General features: G+C 70.8%; 18 protein-coding genes. 8 read left to right on the top strand and 10 right to left on the bottom strand.

Annotation, left to right across the window (positions count from 1 at the left end):
- Positions 1-88 precede the first annotated feature (88 nt).
- Positions 89-1,114, bottom strand: a complete 1,026-nt coding sequence (tsaD, locus tag H9L17_RS11160) for a tRNA (adenosine(37)-N6)-threonylcarbamoyltransferase complex transferase subunit TsaD (protein ID WP_187569517.1) — start codon at positions 1,112-1,114, stop codon at positions 89-91.
- 90 nt (positions 1,115-1,204) lie between these two features.
- Between tsaD and rpsU the strand changes: the two genes are divergently transcribed.
- The 7 genes from rpsU (at position 1,205) to H9L17_RS11125 (ending at position 6,835) form a co-directional block, all read left to right on the top strand.
- The gene (gene rpsU / locus H9L17_RS11155) at positions 1,205-1,420 is read left to right on the top strand and encodes a 30S ribosomal protein S21 (RefSeq protein ID WP_056134345.1); all 216 of its coding nucleotides are present in this window, start codon (positions 1,205-1,207) and stop codon (positions 1,418-1,420) included.
- Positions 1,421-1,509: 89 nt separating this feature from the next.
- Positions 1,510-1,953 (top strand): GatB/YqeY domain-containing protein, encoded by a 444-nt coding sequence (locus tag H9L17_RS11150; protein WP_187569516.1) that lies wholly within the window; start codon positions 1,510-1,512, stop codon positions 1,951-1,953.
- A 102-nt stretch (positions 1,954-2,055) separates the two neighbouring features.
- Complete coding sequence (locus H9L17_RS11145; protein ID WP_187569515.1) at positions 2,056-2,565, top strand: GNAT family N-acetyltransferase; 510 nt, start codon at positions 2,056-2,058, stop codon at positions 2,563-2,565.
- A 117-nt stretch (positions 2,566-2,682) separates the two neighbouring features.
- Positions 2,683-3,564 (top strand): YihY/virulence factor BrkB family protein, encoded by an 882-nt coding sequence (locus H9L17_RS11140; protein ID WP_187569514.1) that lies wholly within the window; start codon positions 2,683-2,685, stop codon positions 3,562-3,564.
- Between the two features lie 34 nt (positions 3,565-3,598).
- On the top strand, positions 3,599-5,332 hold the full coding sequence (dnaG, locus tag H9L17_RS11135) for a DNA primase (protein ID WP_187569513.1): 1,734 nt from the start codon (positions 3,599-3,601) through the stop codon (positions 5,330-5,332).
- 274 nt (positions 5,333-5,606) lie between these two features.
- Positions 5,607-6,134: an RNA polymerase sigma factor gene (locus H9L17_RS11130; RefSeq protein ID WP_246455079.1), complete on the top strand. Its 528-nt coding sequence runs from the start codon at positions 5,607-5,609 to the stop codon at positions 6,132-6,134.
- Between the two features lie 17 nt (positions 6,135-6,151).
- Positions 6,152-6,835, top strand: a complete 684-nt coding sequence (locus tag H9L17_RS11125; RefSeq protein ID WP_187569512.1) for a hypothetical protein — start codon at positions 6,152-6,154, stop codon at positions 6,833-6,835.
- Between the two features lie 6 nt (positions 6,836-6,841).
- Here the strand turns inward: H9L17_RS11125 and H9L17_RS11120 are convergent, their stop codons facing one another.
- From H9L17_RS11120 to H9L17_RS11090, 7 genes are all read right to left on the bottom strand, one after another.
- On the bottom strand, positions 6,842-8,716 hold the full coding sequence (locus H9L17_RS11120) for a chloride channel protein (RefSeq protein WP_187569511.1): 1,875 nt from the start codon (positions 8,714-8,716) through the stop codon (positions 6,842-6,844).
- 33 nt (positions 8,717-8,749) lie between these two features.
- Positions 8,750-9,643, bottom strand: a complete 894-nt coding sequence (gene ada, locus H9L17_RS11115) for a bifunctional DNA-binding transcriptional regulator/O6-methylguanine-DNA methyltransferase Ada (RefSeq protein ID WP_187569510.1) — start codon at positions 9,641-9,643, stop codon at positions 8,750-8,752.
- Positions 9,644-9,759: 116 nt separating this feature from the next.
- The gene (gene alkB / locus H9L17_RS11110; RefSeq protein WP_187569509.1) at positions 9,760-10,404 is read right to left on the bottom strand and encodes a DNA oxidative demethylase AlkB; all 645 of its coding nucleotides are present in this window, start codon (positions 10,402-10,404) and stop codon (positions 9,760-9,762) included.
- Positions 10,401-11,336 carry a heme o synthase gene (gene cyoE / locus H9L17_RS11105; protein WP_187569508.1) on the bottom strand — a complete coding sequence of 312 codons (936 nt, stop codon included), beginning with the start codon at positions 11,334-11,336 and terminating at the stop codon, positions 10,401-10,403. The genes alkB and cyoE overlap by 4 nt, the downstream gene beginning before the upstream one ends.
- A gap of 1 nt (position 11,337) precedes the next feature.
- The gene (locus H9L17_RS11100; protein ID WP_425507423.1) at positions 11,338-12,501 is read right to left on the bottom strand and encodes a COX15/CtaA family protein; all 1,164 of its coding nucleotides are present in this window, start codon (positions 12,499-12,501) and stop codon (positions 11,338-11,340) included.
- 12 nt (positions 12,502-12,513) lie between these two features.
- On the bottom strand, positions 12,514-13,107 hold the full coding sequence (locus H9L17_RS11095; RefSeq protein ID WP_187569506.1) for a hypothetical protein: 594 nt from the start codon (positions 13,105-13,107) through the stop codon (positions 12,514-12,516).
- On the bottom strand, positions 13,104-13,862 hold the full coding sequence (locus H9L17_RS11090) for an SURF1 family cytochrome oxidase biogenesis protein (protein WP_187569505.1): 759 nt from the start codon (positions 13,860-13,862) through the stop codon (positions 13,104-13,106). The genes H9L17_RS11095 and H9L17_RS11090 overlap by 4 nt, the downstream gene beginning before the upstream one ends.
- Positions 13,863-13,958: 96 nt before the next feature.
- On the opposite strand from H9L17_RS11090, the gene H9L17_RS11085 reads away from it, so the two are divergent.
- A complete protein-coding gene (locus tag H9L17_RS11085; protein ID WP_187569504.1) occupies positions 13,959-14,186 on the top strand; it encodes a twin transmembrane helix small protein in 228 nt (75 codons plus the stop codon).
- 69 nt (positions 14,187-14,255) lie between these two features.
- On the opposite strand, the gene H9L17_RS11080 is transcribed toward H9L17_RS11085, so the two are convergent.
- On the bottom strand, positions 14,256-15,146 hold the full coding sequence (locus H9L17_RS11080) for a cytochrome c oxidase subunit 3 (protein ID WP_187569503.1): 891 nt from the start codon (positions 15,144-15,146) through the stop codon (positions 14,256-14,258).
- A gap of 32 nt (positions 15,147-15,178) precedes the next feature.
- Positions 15,179-15,721 (bottom strand): cytochrome c oxidase assembly protein, encoded by a 543-nt coding sequence (locus tag H9L17_RS11075; RefSeq protein ID WP_187571947.1) that lies wholly within the window; start codon positions 15,719-15,721, stop codon positions 15,179-15,181.
- Positions 15,722-15,752: the final 31 nt, after the last annotated feature.

The following is a 15,752-nucleotide window of genomic DNA, read 5'->3' as shown; positions in this document are numbered from 1 at the left end:
CGGCGAGGCGGCCGGGCGTTCGCGCAGCGGCATTCCGAGCCGCGAAGCGAATGCCGGGCCGCCTCGCCGCATCATCGGGATGTCCCGGTCACACCGCCGGCAGTTCCGCCATGTCCCAGCGCGGCACCGCGCGGATCGCGGCATCGTCGTGCTGCCCGGCCACCAGCCGCAGCGCGCCGGCGAAGGCGATCATCGCGCCGTTGTCGGTGCACAGCGCCGGGCGCGGGAAGCAGGCGCGCCCGCCGCGCTTTTCGCACATCTCCACCAGCTTCGCCCGCAGCCGCTTGTTCGCGCCGACGCCGCCGGCCACGATCAGGGTGTCGCAGCCGGCCGCGTCCAGCGCGCGCCCGCACTTGATCGCCAAAGTGTCCACCACCGCATCCTCGAAGCCGCGCGCGATGTCGGCGCGGGTCTGCTCGGTCTGATCGCAGTCGCGCCAGGCCAGCAGCACCTGCGTCTTCAGGCCGCTGAAGCTGAAATCCAGCCCGGGCCGGTCGGTCATCGGCCGCGAGAACTTGAACCGCCCCGGCACGCCCTGCTCGGCCAGCTTCGCCAGCTGCGGCCCGCCCGGATACGGCAGGCCCATCAGCTTGGCGGTCTTGTCGAAGGCCTCGCCGGCGGCGTCGTCCAGCGTCTCGCCCAGCAGCCGGTAGCGGCCAATGGCGTCCACCGCCACCAATTGGGTATGCCCGCCGGACACCAGCAGGGCGACGAACGGCGGCTGCGGCGCGTCGTCCTCGATCAGCGGGGCCAGCAGGTGGCCCTCCATGTGGTGGACGCCGATGGCCGGCACGTCCAGCGCCCAGGCCAGCGACCGCGCCACGCCCGCGCCGACCAGCAGCGCGCCGACCAGCCCCGGCCCAGCGGTATAGGCCACGCCGTCGATGTCGGCGGTGGACAGGCCGGCCTCGGCCAGGGTCTGGCGGATCAGCGGCAACAGCTTGCGCACGTGGTCGCGGCTGGCCAGCTCCGGCACCACCCCGCCGTACTCGGCGTGCAGGGCGATCTGGCTGTAGACCGCATGGGCGCGCAGGCCGGCCGCGCCGGGAAGCGCGGTGTCGTAGACCGCCACGCCGGTTTCGTCGCAGGAGGATTCGATACCGAGGACTTTCATGCGCCTATCTTGCGCCGAAACCGGACCCGCTGCTATCATGCGCGGCTCGCCCCGTTGCCCGGGCGAATTCACCAGAATCGAGATTCCCCGATGCCCAGCGTCAAAGTCCGCGAAAACGAACCGTTCGAGTTTGCCCTGCGCCGCTTCAAGCGCACCTGCGAGAAGGCCGGCGTGCTGGCCGAGACCCGCAAGCGCGAGTTCTACGAGAAGCCGACCCAGGAGCGCAAGCGCAAGGCCGCCGCCGCCGTGAAGCGTCAGGCGCGCCGCAGCTCGCGCGACGTCACCAAGCGCCAGCGCCTGTACTGAGCGCGGCACGGGTGGCTGCGAAGCCGGCACGCGCGAGCGTGGCCGGCTTTTCGCATTTCTGAATTGCCGAAAACCGAATGGAGATTCCGATGAGCCTCAAGCAACAGCTCACCGACGACATGAAGGCCGCGATGAAGGCCGGCGAGAAGGATCGCCTCGCCGTCATCCGCCTGATCAACGCCGCCATCAAGCAGAAGGAAGTGGACGAGCGCGTCGAGATGACGGACGCGCTGGTGCTGGCCGTGCTGGAGAAGATGGTCAAGCAGCGCAAGGATTCGATCACCCAGTACGAAGCCGCCGCCCGCGAGGACCTCGCCGCGGTCGAACGCTACGAGATGGCCGTGATCGAAACCTACCTGCCGGCGAAGATGGACGAGGCCGGGATCCTGGCCGAAATCGACAATGCCATCGCGGCCACCGGCGCGGCCTCCGCCGCCGACATGGGCAAGCTGATGGGCGTGCTCAAGCCCGCGCTGGCCGGCAAAGCCGACATGGGGCTGGTCAGCACGCTGGTGAAGCAGAAGCTGGGCTGATACGCCGGAAATCCGCGAGGCCGGCCGCGGCCTCGCGAACATCCGCCGGCATGCGGACCGGCGAGCCGGGCGGATGCCCGGCATCGGCAGTAACATCCGGCCATGACCTCGCGCCCGGCCCACCCCTTGCTGTCGATCCGTCCGGCCACAGCCGACGACGTGCCGCTGATCCGCCAGTTGATCGCCGAACTGGCCGAATACGAACGGCTGGCGCACGCGGCGGTGGCGACCGACGACGGCCTGCGCGCCCAGCTGTTCGGCGAGCGGCCCGCCGCCGAGGTGCTGATCGGCGAAGTCGACGGCGAACCGGCCGGCTTCGCCCTGTTCTTCCACAATTTCAGCACCTTCCTCGGCAAGCGCGGACTGTATCTCGAAGACCTGTTCGTACGTCCGCGCTTCCGCGGCACCGGCCTGGGCAGGCACCTGATGGCCACGCTGGCGCGGATCGCCGTGCAGCGCGACTGCGGCCGCTTCGAATGGAGCGTGCTGGACTGGAACGAACCCGCCATCGGCTTCTACCGCCGCATCGGCGCGATCGGCATGGACGAATGGACCGTGCAGCGGCTGGAAGGCGAGGCGCTGCGCGCGTTGGCGGCGCACGACGAACTGTAGGCGGCCCGCTGGCCCGAAGCACCCGCTATTTCCATTTCACGCCGGCCTCTCCTACTCACTGCATCTCAGGCAGCGGTGCTGGACATTTCCTCCACACCGCCCGTCTATCCTCATCGGATGCCTCTGTCTCTCGCCCCTGTCCGCGCCCGGCTGGATCGGCTGCAGCACAGCCTGCCGGTCGCGCTCGCGCGCCGGTTCTCCGAAGCCGATCTGCTGACCCACGCCGCGGCGCTGTCGTTCTACACCCTGCTCTCGCTAGCGCCGCTGCTGGTCTTGCTGCTGTGGCTGGCGGCCTCGCTCTACCCGTCCGCGCAGGAGGCGCTGCTCGCGCAGATGGGCGACCTCGCCGGGGACGGCGCGCGCGACGTGGCGCAGACGGTGATCGGCAACGCGGAGCGCCGGCCGGACATCGGCTCGCTGGCCGGGCTCTGGAGCACGGCGCTGCTGTTCGTCAGCGCCACCGTGGTGTTCGCGCGGCTGCAGACCGCGCTCAACCTGATCTTCCGCAGCGATGCGCGCGAGCTGCCCGGCGGCGCGTGGGCCTGGCTGCGCAAGCGGGTGCTCTCGTTCGGCGTGGTGCTGGGGCTGGGCTTCCTGCTGATCGTGTCGATGACGCTGACCACCGCATTGCAGGTGCTGTTCGCGCGGCTGCCGGTGCTGCTGCCGGTGCTCGGCAACGCGGTGTCGCTGGCGCTGTACGCGCTGGCGTTCGCCTTCCTCTACCACTACCTGCCCGACCGCCGGGTGCGCTGGCGCCAGGCCCTGCTCGGCGGCGCGATCACCGCCGGGCTGTTCGTGGCGGGCCGCTGGGCGATCGGCCTGTATCTGGCGCAGGCCGCGCCCGGCAGCGCCTACGGCTCGATGGGCACGCTGGTGTTGCTGCTGGTCTGGATGTACTACGCGGCGGCGGTGTTCTTCGGCGGCGCCCTGATCACCGCGGTGATCGACGAACGGACGGCGGATCGCGTCGCGCCGGCGCAGGCCCCGTCTTCCCGGTAAGCCGCCGCGGCCCGCCAGATGCGATCATGGCGGCATGGCCCGCATCCCCGACGCCTTCATCGACGACCTGCTGGCGCGCTCCGACATCGTCGAAGTGGTCGGCACGCGCGTGCCGCTGAAGCGGCAGGGCAAGGAATACGCGGCGCGCTGCCCGTTCCACGACGAACGCTCGGCCAGCTTCACCGTCTCCCCGACCAAGCAGTTCTACCACTGCTTCGGCTGCGGCGCGCACGGCACCGCGATCAGCTTCCTGATGCAGTACGACCGGCTGGAGTTCCTCGACGCGGTGGAGGAACTGGCGCGGCGCGTCGGCATGGAGGTACCGCGCGACACCCAGCAGCGCAACGCCAATCCCGAGACGCGCGACCTGTACGGTGCGATGGAGGCGGCCTCGACTTTCTTCCGCACCCAGCTGACGCGCAGCGACAAGGCGCGCGCCTACGTCGACAAGCGCGGCATCGCGGCGGAGATCGTCGAGCGCTACATGATCGGCTACGCGCCGGACGGCTTCTCCGCGCTGCGCGACGCGCTCGGCACCGATCCGCGCCGCATGCAGCTGCTGGAGCGCGGCGGGCTGTTCTCGAAGAACGACAAGGGCCACGTCTACGACAAGTTCCGCGACCGCCTGATGTTCCCGATCCACGACCGCCGCGGCCGCACGATCGCCTTCGGCGGGCGCGTCATCGATCCCGAGGATTCGCCGAAATACCTCAACTCGCCGGAAACCGCGCTGTTCCACAAGGGCCGCGAGCTGTACGGCCTGTGGCAGGCGAAGCAGGCCAACCAGAAGCTCGACCGACTGATCGTGGTCGAGGGCTACATGGACGTGGTGGCGCTGGCGCAGTACGGCGTCTCGCAGGCGGTGGCGACGCTGGGCACCGCGACCACGCCCGACCACGCCGAGCTGCTGTTCCGCAACGCGCCGGACGTGTATTTCTGCTTCGACGGCGACCGCGCCGGCCGCAGCGCCGCGTGGAAGGCGCTGGAATCGGTGCTGCCGCGCATGAAGGACGGCCGGCAGGCGTTCTTCCTGTTCCTGCCCGACGGCGAAGACCCGGATTCGCTGGTGCGGCAGGAAGGCGTGGAGGGTTTCGACGCGCGCCTGCGCGGTGCCACGCCGCTGTCGGAGTTCTTCTACGCATCGCTGTCCACCGACGTGAACCTGTCCAGCCTCGACGGCAAGGCGCGCCTGGCCGAACGCTGCAAGCCGCTGCTGGCGCAGATTCCCGACGGTGCGTTCGGCGACCTGATGCGCCAGCGCCTGACCGAGCTCACCGGCGTCGGCGCGCGCGCCAGCGCGCCGCAGACCCACGTGCCCGCGCAGCGCGCGACGCGCGCGGGACCCGGCACGCCCGCGCAGAAGCCCAGCCTGGTCCGCGGCGCGATCACCCACCTGCTGCACCGGCCCGGCTTCGCGCTGGACCTGCAGCCGCCCTACCGCTTCGCCGCGCTGCGCCAGCCCGGCATCGACCTGCTCTCGGAGCTGGTGCTGCTGGTGCGCGAGCGCCCGGATATCGCCACCGGCGCGCTGCTGGAGCACTTCGACGGCCGCGAGGAGCTGGCCGCCTTGCAGAAGCTGGCGGTGCTCGACCTGCCCGGCGAGGAGCCCGACCTGCGCGCCGAGTTCCTCGACGCCATCGCCCAGCTCGAAAAGCAGGTGCTGCAGCAGCGCATCGAGGAACTGCAACAGCAGCAGCGCGACGGCGCGCTGGACGATGCGGGCAAGCAGGAAATGCGTGAGCTGTTGCAAGCGCGGCGGCGAGCCTGACGGATACCTGTCATTCCCGCTAATGCAGGTCGCACCTGACGGACTCATGTCCGTCCAACCTTGATCCATCAAAATCCAAAGACGCTGGATACACGACGACATGCGCCGTGAGAAGCAGCCCGCTTTGGACAGACATGCGTCTGTCAGCAGCAACCGGGAATGACGAACAAGAGCCGCTTCCCTTGCCAATCGTTCGCCATCCGTTTCGCTTCGCATGTGACGTTCCGCCCGCCCTTGCGAATCACTCCGGTGAAGCACAATGCGGAACGATTCGATGGAGCAAACCCTTCCCATGCACGCGGCCGAGCGCGAACGCCGGTTCGAGGCGCTGCTGGAGCGGCACCGCGGCATCCTGTTCAAGGTGGCCGGGACGTACTGCCGGGAGCCCGCCGAGCGCGAGGACCTGATGCAGGACATCGCCGCGCAGCTGTGGCGCGCGTTTCCCGGCTACGACGAGGCGCGCGCGTTCCCGACGTGGATGTACCGGATCGCCCTGAACGTGGCGATCTCCTCGCTGCGCGGGCGCGCGCACAAGCAGCGCGACGACACCGTGGCGCTGGACGCGGAGCGGCACGACGCCATCGGCGATGCGGCCACCGCCGCCGAAACCGACGAACGCGTGCGCCTGCTCTACCGCTGCATCGACCGCCTGGACCCGCTCGACCGCGCGCTGTTGCTGCTCCACCTCGACGAACGCAGCCAGCGCGAGATCGCCGAGATCCTCGGCCTCACCGAAACCAACGTCGGCACCAAGCTCGGGCGGCTGAAGCAGCGCCTGCGCAACGACCTGCGCGACGCATGACCACGAAGGAGACACGCATGGACACCACCATGGAACTGGACGACCTCAAGGCCGCCCTGCGCACGCTCGATGATCGCCTCGACCGCCAGCACGCGCTGCAATTGCGCACGTGGCGGCAGGGCCGGCTGGATCGCGCGCAGGCCAACCTGCGCACGATGCGATGGACGCAGTTCGCCCGCATCGGCGGCGGCCTCGCATTGATGTACCTCGCGCTGCCGGCGTGGCTGGACCTGTGGCCGCATCCGCTGCCGGTGGCCTGCGGCCTGCTGCTGCACCTGTACGCGATCGCGCTGTGCATCAGCGGCGCGCGCACGCTGTGGCTGATCGGCGGGATCGACTTCGCCGCGCCGGTGCTGGCGATCCAGCGGCAGCTCGCGGGCCTGCGCGCCAGCTACCTGCGCGGCAGTTTCTGGCTGGGCAATGCGTGGTGGGTGCTGTGGGCGCCGATGCTGGGCGTCGTCGCCGCCTGGCAGATGCCCGACTGGATGCCGGCGTCGGCCTGGGATGCGCCGCGGGCCGGGCGTTTCCTGCTGCTCAATATGGGGCTGGGCGCGGTCGCCATCGCCGCCGTGGCCATCGGCATGGCGGCGTGGCGCCGGCGCGCGCCGGACTCGCTGCGCCGGTTCGAGGACCGCTCCTCGCCCGCCATCGCCAGGGCGCGCGCGGCGCTGGCCGAACTGGAAACCTACGAACGCGACTGACGCCGCTCAGGCTTCCCCGCGCGCGCGGCGCAGATGGATGTGGCGGCCGGATTCGTGAACTTCCTTCAGCCGGCGCCGGTGCGCGGACAGGATGTCGCCGCGGGTGAGGATGCCCAGCAGCGGATGCGGCGCCTGCGCGCCGACCACGACCACCCGGCCGATGTTCTCCGCCACCATGTGGTCGGCAGCTTCGCGCAGGCTGTGGTCTTCGTGCACCAGCACCGGTGGGCGGGTCAGCATCTCGCCGATGCGGCGCATGTTCGGATGCGCGGGATCGAGCAGGCTGCGGCGGGTCACGACGCCGCGCACCCGGCCGGTGTCGTCGAGCACCGGGAAGCCCTGATGCTGGTATTCGCCGCGGCCGGAATTGAGCAGGCTGCGCACGTCGCCCAGCGCGTCCGAGGTGCGCAGCGACACCACCTCGCGGCTGCACGCGTCGCCCACCGCCACCTGTTCCAGATAGTCGGCGGCGTATTCGGTGGGCACGCGCACGCCGCGCCGCGCGATCTTCTCGGTCATGATCGTGTTGCGCATGGTCAGCGCGGACACGAGGTAGGCCGCGGTGCAGCCGCCGAGCAGCGGCAGCAGGCCGTGCGGCTGCTGGGTGGTCTCGAAGGCGAACACCACCGAGGTCAGCAGCGCGCGCGAGGCGCCGGCGAAGATCGCCGCCATCCCGACCAGCCCGGCGATGCGCGGGTCGATGCCCAGCCCCGGCGCGAGCGCGACCAGCGCGAACCCGGCCAGCGCGCCGAGCGCGCCGCCGATGGTGAACAGCGGCGCCAGCGTGCCGCCGGAGGTGCCGCTGCCGAGCGCGATCGACCACGAGACGAACTTCATCGCGCACAGGAACGCCAGCGCGCCCACCGCCAGGTGGCCGGAAACGATGTCCTCGATGTTGCTGTAGCCCACGCCCAGCGTCGCCGGCGCGAAATATCCCACCACGCCGACCGCGACGCCGCCGATCGCCGGCCACCACATCCAGTGCACCGGCAGCTTCTCGAACGCGTCCTCGATGCCGTAGACGATGCGGGTGACCGCCACGCTGACCAGCCCGATCGCCGCGCCCAGCGCCATGTAGGCGGCGAGCGCGCCCATGCCGGGCTCGGCCACCGCCGGCATCTCGAACACCGGCGCGCTGCCCAGCATCGCGTAGCGCATCCCGGCGGCGGTCACCGCGGCCAGCGCCACCGGGATCAGCGAGCGCGGGCGCAGTTCGAACAGCAGCAGTTCCACCGCCAGGATCACCGCCGCCACCGGCGTGCCGAAGATCGCGGTCATGCCGCCGGCCGCGCCCGCTGCCAGCAGCACCTTGCGCTCCTGCCCGGTGACGTGCAGCAGCTGGCCGATGAACGAGCCCAGCGCGCCGCCGGTGGCGATGATCGGCCCTTCCGCGCCGAACGGCCCGCCGGTGCCGATCGCCACCGCCGACGACAGCGGCTTGAGGAAGGTGATCCGCGGCGGGATCTTCGATTCGTTGAGCAGCACCTGCTCCATCGCCTCGGGGATGCCGTGGCCGCGGATCGCGCGCGAACCCCAGCGCGCCATCGCCCCCACGATCAATCCGCCGGCGACCGGCACCAGCACCACCCAGGGGCCGAGCTGGTGCCCGGCCGGGGCGACGTCGGCGAACGACCAGCGCCCGTGGAAGGCGAGATTGGTCACCAGCGCGATCAGCGCCACCAGCACGCGCGCAATCAGCGCCGCGGCCACGCCCAGCAGCGCCGCCATCGCACAGATCCACAGCACGCGCGGCTCGATCAGGGTGGTGCGGCGCGGCATCCGCGCCATGTCCAGGCTGGCGCCGAGCGCGGGCGCGACCGGCAGCGCGCCGGTGGTGGATTCGTCGCGAAGATGCGGCTGCTGGGAATCGGTGGGCGTCATCGAATCGGTGCTGCGATGCAACAGCCGACGATCTTACTCCGCGCGTCCCCGCCTTTCAGGTCGCGGCGCCGCCGGGCCGGCGGCATCGCTTTCGCGCGACAGCAGTTCGCGCTTGCGCGCGACGCCCCAGCGATAGCCGGACAGCGCGCCGTCGCTGCGCACCACGCGATGGCAGGGGATCGCCACCGCCAAGGTGTTGGACGCGCAGGCCTGCGCCACCGCGCGCACCGACTTCGGGCTGCCGATGCGCGCCGCGATCTCGGCGTAGCTGGCCGTTTCGCCGGCCGGGATCCTGCGCAGCGCCTCCCACACGCGCTGCTGGAAGGCGGTGCCGCGGATGTCCAGCGGCAGGTCGAGACCGATGCCCGGCGCCTCGACGAAGCCGACCACCCGCGCCACCAGTCGCTCGAACGCCGCATCGCCGCCGACCAGTTCGGCGCGCGGGAAGCGGTCCTGCAATTCGCACAGCAACGCGTCGGGATCGTCGCCCAGCGAAATCGCGCACAGCCCGCGCGCGCTGCGCGCGACCAGGATCGCGCCGAGCGCGCACTGGCCGATGGCGAACTCGATGCGCGCGTCCGCGCCGCCGTCGCGATACTGCGCCGGCTTCATGCCCAGCATGGCGTCGGCGCTGTCGTAGAAGCGGCTGCTGGCGTTGAAGCCGGCGTCGAACGCGGCGTCCACCACCTTCGCGCCCGGCTTCGCCAGCGCGTCGCGCAGCGCCTTGCCGCGGTGCGCCTGCGCGTAGGCCTTGGGCGTCAGCCCGGTGACCGCCTTGAAGACGCGGTGGAAGTGGTGCGGGCTGAGCCCGGCCGCCTGCGCCAGTTCGTCCAGCGAGGGCGACGCGTCGGCCTGCTCGATCCGCCGGCAGGCGGCGGCGATCAGGGCGGCGTCGCGATGGGGTTTGGCGGTCGCATGTGCGTTCATGGCGCCACTGTAGTCCCGGCCTGCGCAACGGGCATCCCGTTTCTTGCGTTCCGAAACACCATGGCAATTGCCGTCATTCCCGCGGAAGCGGGGATGACGAGCAACAAGCAGCTTTCTCACTTCACCTTGCGGAAGGTCAGGTTGACCCGGCAGTCGCCCAGCCGCGGATGCCGCCCCGGCGGCACCGACAGCACGCCGTGGAAGCGCATGCGGTCGACGCCGCCCCAGACCGCCACGTCGCCGTGGACGAGCGGCACGCGCACCGCCTTGTCGCCGCGCGCGAAGCCGCCGAACAGGAACGTCGCCGGCAGCCCCAGCGACACCGACACGATCGGGGCGACGCGGTCGTCCTCGTCGCGGTCCTGGTGCAGGCTCAGGCGCGTACCGGGCGCGTAGCGGTTGACGAGGCAGGCATCCGGCACGTAGCCGTCGAAGCCGGCCTGCGCCGCCGCCTCGCGCGCCAGCCGCAGAAAGGCCTCCGGGAAATCCGGCCACGGCCGGCCCGACTGCGGATCGATGCGGTCGTAGCGGTAGCCGCGCCGGTCGCTGCACCAGCCGAAGCCGCCGCAGTTGGTCATCGCCACCTGCATCGTGTGCCCGCCGGGCGTGACCAGGTGGCGGAACGGCGCGGCCTGCGCGACCGCGGCGACGCCCGCCAGCAGCGCGTCCTCGAACGGCAGCGCGAAGCCGTGCAGCACGCAGGCCTGCGCGGCGAGGTCGGTGCGCGCGGCCTGCCCCTGCCCGGCGAACAGGTCGCTCACGGCTGCGGCGCGAACTCCAGCGCCAGCGCGGCATCGAACAGCGGCAGCAGCCAGTGGTCGAGCAGCAGGAAGGCGAACAGCGCCATCAGGTAGACGATGGAATACTTGAAGGTGCGCATCGCGAAGAACTCGTCCGGCGGATCGAGCAGCTTCCACGCGTACCACAGGAACACCGCGCCCAGCACCAGCGCGCCGCCCAGGTAGAACACGCCGCTCATCCGCGCCGCCCACGGCAGCACCGTCACCACCACCAGCAGCACGGTGTAGAGCAGGATCTGCCAGCGCGTGTAGGTGACGCCGTGGGTAACCGGCAGCATCGGCACCAGCGCGCGCGAATAGTCCTCGCGGCGGAAGATGGCCAGCGCCCAGAAATGCGGCGGCGTCCACACGAAGATGATCAGCACCAGCAGCAACGCGTGCGCCCAGTCCCATTCGCGCTGCATGCCGGTGACCGCGGCCCAGCCCAGCAGCGGCGGCGCGGCGCCGGCCAGCCCGCCGATCACGATGTTCTGCGGCGTGGCGCGCTTGAGGAAGCCGGTGTAGACGATGGCGTAGCCGATCAGCGAGGCGAAGGTCAGCGCCGCGCACACCGGGTTCACCAGCAGCACCAAGGTCGCCATCGAGGCGACGCCCAATGCGATGGCGAAGGCCAGCACCTGCGCCGGCTTCAGCGCGCCGGTCGCAAGCGGGCGCTCGGCGGTGCGCGCCATCACCTTGTCGATGCGTTGGTCGAGCAGGTGGTTGATCGCCGCCGCGCTGGCCGCCGCCAGCCAGATGCCCAAGGTGCCGGCGAGCAGGCGCGGCCACGGCCAGGCGTCGCCCGGACGGATGGCCAGCAGCATGCCGATGATCGCGGTGAACACGATCAGCGCGACCACGCGCGGCTTGGTCAGCGTCCAGTACTGCGCCCACAGCGGCGTCGGCTTGCGCATCTCAGGCCTCCGGCGGGCGCAGCCGCGCCAGCAGCGTGACCAGCAGGAACAGCAGCGCAGTCGCGCCGGCGTTGTGCAGCACCGCGACCTTCAGCGGCAGCGACAGCGCCACGTTGGCGATGCCCAGCCCGACCTGCGCACACAGCACCAGCGCCAGCGTCGTGCCCCAGCCGCGCAGGCCGGGGTTGCGCAGCAGCCTTGCGGCGACCGCGAGCAGGTGGCCGAACACCAGTACCGCCATGATCCGGTGCGCCAGCTGGATGGCGACGCGCGCTTCGTTGTGCAGGACGCCGCCCTCGTAATCGACGCCCCCGTGCCCGAAGAAGGCATCGCGCCACAGCACGAAGCCTTCGCGGAAGTCGTGCGCCGGCCACCATGCGCCCGCGCACTTCGGGAAATCGGTGCCGCAGGCCAGCGCCGCGTAGTTGGCGCTGGTCCAGCCGCCCAGCGCGATCTGCACGGCCAGCAGGCCCAGCCCGATCCACAGCAGCCGGCGCAGCCGCGGCGCATCGCCGCTGACCAGCGGAATGCCGGTGGCGCGCCACGCCGTCCACGTCAGCAGCGCGAAGGTGGTCAGGCCGCCCAGCAGATGGCCCATCACCACGATGGGCTTGAGCAGCCAGGTCACCGTCCACATGCCCAGCAAGGCCTGGAAGATGATGACGGCCAGCGTCAGCGTGCTGGCCCGCGCCAGGTCGACGTTCGACCAGCGCAGTGCGCCGACCAGCAGCAGGGCTTCGCCGATCACCGCCAGCGCCGAAGCCGCCACGTGCGCGCCGCGCATGTACAGCGGAATGGCGACGGCCACCGCCGCCGCCGCGCCGATCACGTGCAGCCAGCCCTGCGGACGACGGCGCGTCGCCAGCAGCGCCAGCGAAAGCACCAGCACGCCCAGCAGGCCGGCGATCATGCGGTGGAACTGCTCGCGCCAGGCCTTGCTGGGATCGACCGGGCGGATCGCGGTGGCGGCGTGGTCGACGATCTGGTCCGCATGCGTCGGCCATGCCGCCTTGCCGTAGCAGGTCGGCCAGTCCGGGCAGCTCAGGCCGGCGTTGGACAGGCGCACGAACGCGCCGAACACGATCACGCAGGCGGCCAGCGCCACCGCCAGCCAGGCGATGCGGTGGAAGTGACGGTACAGGTGCGCGGGCTGGGCGGCTGGCATCGTGCTCATGGCTCAGTTGATCCTCAGCAGGCGCGAGAGGTCGGTGCGCAGGTCGCCGGGATCGGAGCCGGCAGCGTAGCGCAGCACCACGAAGCCGTTCGGATCGATCAGCCAGACCGGATCGCCCTGCCCCGCGTCGCCGTCCTTGCGCGGCAGCGCGGCGCGCAGGCCGTCGTCGGCGCGCAGCAGGTGCACTTCGCGCAGCGGCGCCACGTCCACCGGCGGCGCGCCGGCCCAGAGCACGTGCACGCGGTCGGCCTCGCGCCCCATCAGGCGCCAGACCTTGTCGAGATCCTGCAGCAGGCGCGTGCAGGCGTCGCGGCGCGCGCCGTCGCAATCGCGCGGCATCGCGACGATGCGCCAGGTGCGCGGGCTATCCTTCCACGCGTACGGGCGGCCGTCGGCCAGCGTCGCCGTGTAGGCGCGCAGGTCGCCGTAGGGCTGCAGCAGTTCGCCCTTGTTCTTCATCCCATGTGGGCGCCAGCCGGAGAAGCGCAGCGCGCCCGCCGCCAGCATGCCGCCGAAGAACAGCACCAGCACGATCAGCAGGGCGCTGCGGTTGCGCCGGGCGGTCGGCGTCGGAACGGTCGGATTGGAATCGGTCATATCTTCTTCTTTTTCGTTCGGAACGTCAGCACGAGCGCCACCACCAGGACGGTCAGCGCCAGCCCGAACCACTGCACCGCGTAGCCGAGGTGGCGTTCCGGGGTCAGCGTGTTCGGCAGGATATCGAGGTCGCGTTCGCCGGGCGCGAGCATCGCGCCGGCGTCGGCGTGTTCGCGCTGCGGATCGAGCCGCAGCACGCGCGGCGCGATGCCGGTGGGCAGGCTCAGCGCCCTGGCGATTTCCGGCAGATCCATGCGCGAGGCCAGCCAGCGGCCGTCGCCCTGCTGCGCCAGCGCGGCGCCATGGGCCAGGCCCTCCGACGGCGGCGACGCCAGCAACCCGCGCACGGCCTGCCCCGCGCCCGCCGGGCAGCCGAACACCGGCAGCGTGCGGTCGCCCGCCAGCGGCCACCAGCCGGCATCCACCAGCAGCGCCTGCACGCCGTCGTCCGGCAGCAGCACGCAGTACATGCGCACGCCCACGCGGCCGCCGCGCTGCTGGTTGTCGAGCCACAGGGTGAGGTTGGCGATGCGCCCGCTGCCGACGGCCCAGTCGTAGTCCAGCGCGCGGCCGGGATCGGAGGCCAGCAGCAGCGGCTGCGGATGGGCGTGGTCCTGCGCCTGCGCCGCGGCGGCCAGCATCGCCTGCTTCTCGTGCATGCGCGCCAGCTGCCAGCGCCCCAGCGTGGCGAAGCCGGCCGCCAGCAGCAGGGCCAGCAGCCACCACACCGCCAGGCGGAACGCGCGCGGACTCATCGGCGCGGTTCCATCGACGCGCCTTCATCGAAAAGCGCGCCCGCCTGCTGCGATAATGGCCGTCCCGCACGCGCCGGCCACGGCATCGAGGACCCCATGAGCGACTCGCTCAAAACCCTGCTCATCGTCGGTATCTTGATCCTCATCCTGTGGAACCTGGGCGCCGGCCTCTACTACATGCTGGTGGACAAGGGCACCACCAAGCGGACGGTGAACTCGCTGACCAAGCGCATCGCGCTGAGCGTCGCGCTGATCCTGCTGGTGGTGCTGGCGATCCACATGGGCTGGATCGCCCCGCACGGCGTCGGCCGCGCGCCGGCCTGAATTATCGCCCTTCCGCCAAGACAAAGGCCGGCATCGCCGGCCTTTGTTTTTACATCGCCGCGATGCCGGTTACAGCACGTAGACGAACAGGAACAATCCCAGCCACACCACGTCCACGAAGTGCCAGTACCAGGCCACCGCCTCGAAGGCGAAGTGGTTGTCCTTGGTGAAATGGCCCTTCGCGCAGCGCAGCCACATGATCAGCAGCATGAGCGTGCCCAGCGTCACGTGCGCGCCGTGGAAGCCGGTCAGCATGAAGAAGGTGGAGCCGTAGATGCCCGAACCCAGGGTCAGGTTCAGCGAGTGGTAGGCGTGGGCGTATTCGGTGGCCTGGAAGTACAGGAACACGCAGCCCAGCAGCACGGTCAGGCCGAGGAACAGCAGCAGCGCGCCGCGCTTGCCCGCCTTCAGCGCGTGGTGGGCGATGGTGACCGTCACGCCCGAGGTCAGCAGGATCAGGGTGTTGAGCAGCGGCAGGCCCCACGCCGGCACGGTCTGGTAGCTGCCGCCGATCGCCGCCGGGCCGTTGCTCGGCCAGCCGGCCGCGAACTCCGGCCACAGCAGGCTGTGGGTGGCCACGCCGTGGCCCTCGCCGCTCAGCCACGGCAGCGCGTACTGGCGGGCGTAGAACAGCGCGCCGAAGAACGCCGCGAAGAAGAACACTTCCGAGAAGATGAACCAGACCATGCCCATCCGGAAGGACACGTCGACCTGCTTGTTGTAGTGCCCGGCCAGCGATTCGCGGATCACGTCGCCGAACCACTTGAACAGGATCGCCAGCAGGCCGGCGATGCCGATGAAGAAGACGGTGCGCCCCCAGCTCACGTCGTTCAGCCAACTGGCGAAGCCGACCATGGTGGTGAACAGGGCGACGGACGCGAACAGCGGCCACTTGCTGCTGTGCGGGACGAAGTAGTTGTCCTGGTCGTGGCTGCCTTGGGCGGCGTGGGCATTGGCCATGGCGGTTTTCCGATGGTTCGTGATTCAGGGGGTCAGGGCGCGGCGCGAACCGTCCCGGCTGGGCCCTGTCCGGCCGGCAGCGCGGCGGTCAGGGCGTCGTTCTTGTAGAAGGTATAGGACAGCGTGATGGTCTTCACGTCGGCCGGCAGCGCCGGATCGACGATGAAGCGCACCGGCATGTCGCGCGATTCGCCGGAAGCCAGCGTCTGCGCGGTGAAGCAGAAGCATTCGGTCTTGCTGAAATAGCCCGAGGCGCGGGCCGGCGCCACCGAGGGCACCGCGTTGCCGACCACGGAGCGCTCGCCCGTGTTGCGGGCGAAGTACAGCGCCTGGTACTGGCGGCCCAGCTGCACCCGCATCGACTTCTGCTCCGGGGCGAACTTCCACGGCAGCTTGGAGTTCACGCCGCCGTCGAACTGCACCGTGACCCAGCGCGCGCCGGGATCGGCCTTGGCGTCCTTCGCCGCGGTCGGGCCCTGCTCCAGGCGCACGCCGAACACCTTCTGGCAGGCGATCCGGTACAGCGGCACCAGCGAGAAGGCGAAGCCGAACGCGGCCAGGGCCACGCCGACCATCTTCCACACGCCCAGTTTGCCGACGCCGGAG

Source organism: Thermomonas brevis, from assembly GCF_014395425.1.
GTDB lineage: Bacteria > Pseudomonadota > Gammaproteobacteria > Xanthomonadales > Xanthomonadaceae > Thermomonas > Thermomonas brevis.
The sequence above is the reverse complement of the archived record's forward strand: the minus strand, read 5'-3'. Positions and strand labels throughout refer to the sequence as shown.

Excerpts from the sequence above, each read along its gene's own strand:
- tsaD (WP_187569517.1), bottom strand. The coding sequence starts at position 1,114 with ATGAAAGTCCTCGGTATCGAATCCTCCTGCGACGAAACCGGCGTGGCG.
- rpsU (WP_056134345.1), top strand. The coding sequence starts at position 1,205 with ATGCCCAGCGTCAAAGTCCGCGAAAACGAACCGTTCGAGTTTGCCCTG.
- H9L17_RS11150 (WP_187569516.1), top strand. The coding sequence starts at position 1,510 with ATGAGCCTCAAGCAACAGCTCACCGACGACATGAAGGCCGCGATGAAG.
- H9L17_RS11145 (WP_187569515.1), top strand. The coding sequence starts at position 2,056 with ATGACCTCGCGCCCGGCCCACCCCTTGCTGTCGATCCGTCCGGCCACA.
- H9L17_RS11140 (WP_187569514.1), top strand. The coding sequence starts at position 2,683 with ATGCCTCTGTCTCTCGCCCCTGTCCGCGCCCGGCTGGATCGGCTGCAG.
- dnaG (WP_187569513.1), top strand. The coding sequence starts at position 3,599 with ATGGCCCGCATCCCCGACGCCTTCATCGACGACCTGCTGGCGCGCTCC.
- H9L17_RS11130 (WP_246455079.1), top strand. The coding sequence starts at position 5,607 with ATGGAGCAAACCCTTCCCATGCACGCGGCCGAGCGCGAACGCCGGTTC.
- H9L17_RS11125 (WP_187569512.1), top strand. The coding sequence starts at position 6,152 with ATGGACACCACCATGGAACTGGACGACCTCAAGGCCGCCCTGCGCACG.
- H9L17_RS11120 (WP_187569511.1), bottom strand. The coding sequence starts at position 8,716 with ATGACGCCCACCGATTCCCAGCAGCCGCATCTTCGCGACGAATCCACC.
- ada (WP_187569510.1), bottom strand. The coding sequence starts at position 9,643 with ATGAACGCACATGCGACCGCCAAACCCCATCGCGACGCCGCCCTGATC.
- cyoE (WP_187569508.1), bottom strand. The coding sequence starts at position 11,336 with ATGCGCAAGCCGACGCCGCTGTGGGCGCAGTACTGGACGCTGACCAAG.
- H9L17_RS11100 (WP_425507423.1), bottom strand. The coding sequence starts at position 12,501 with ATGCCAGCCGCCCAGCCCGCGCACCTGTACCGTCACTTCCACCGCATC.
- H9L17_RS11095 (WP_187569506.1), bottom strand. The coding sequence starts at position 13,107 with ATGACCGATTCCAATCCGACCGTTCCGACGCCGACCGCCCGGCGCAAC.
- H9L17_RS11090 (WP_187569505.1), bottom strand. The coding sequence starts at position 13,862 with ATGAGTCCGCGCGCGTTCCGCCTGGCGGTGTGGTGGCTGCTGGCCCTG.
- H9L17_RS11085 (WP_187569504.1), top strand. The coding sequence starts at position 13,959 with ATGAGCGACTCGCTCAAAACCCTGCTCATCGTCGGTATCTTGATCCTC.
- H9L17_RS11080 (WP_187569503.1), bottom strand. The coding sequence starts at position 15,146 with ATGGCCAATGCCCACGCCGCCCAAGGCAGCCACGACCAGGACAACTAC.
- H9L17_RS11075 (WP_187571947.1), bottom strand. The coding sequence starts at position 15,721 with ATGGTCGGCGTGGCCCTGGCCGCGTTCGGCTTCGCCTTCTCGCTGGTG.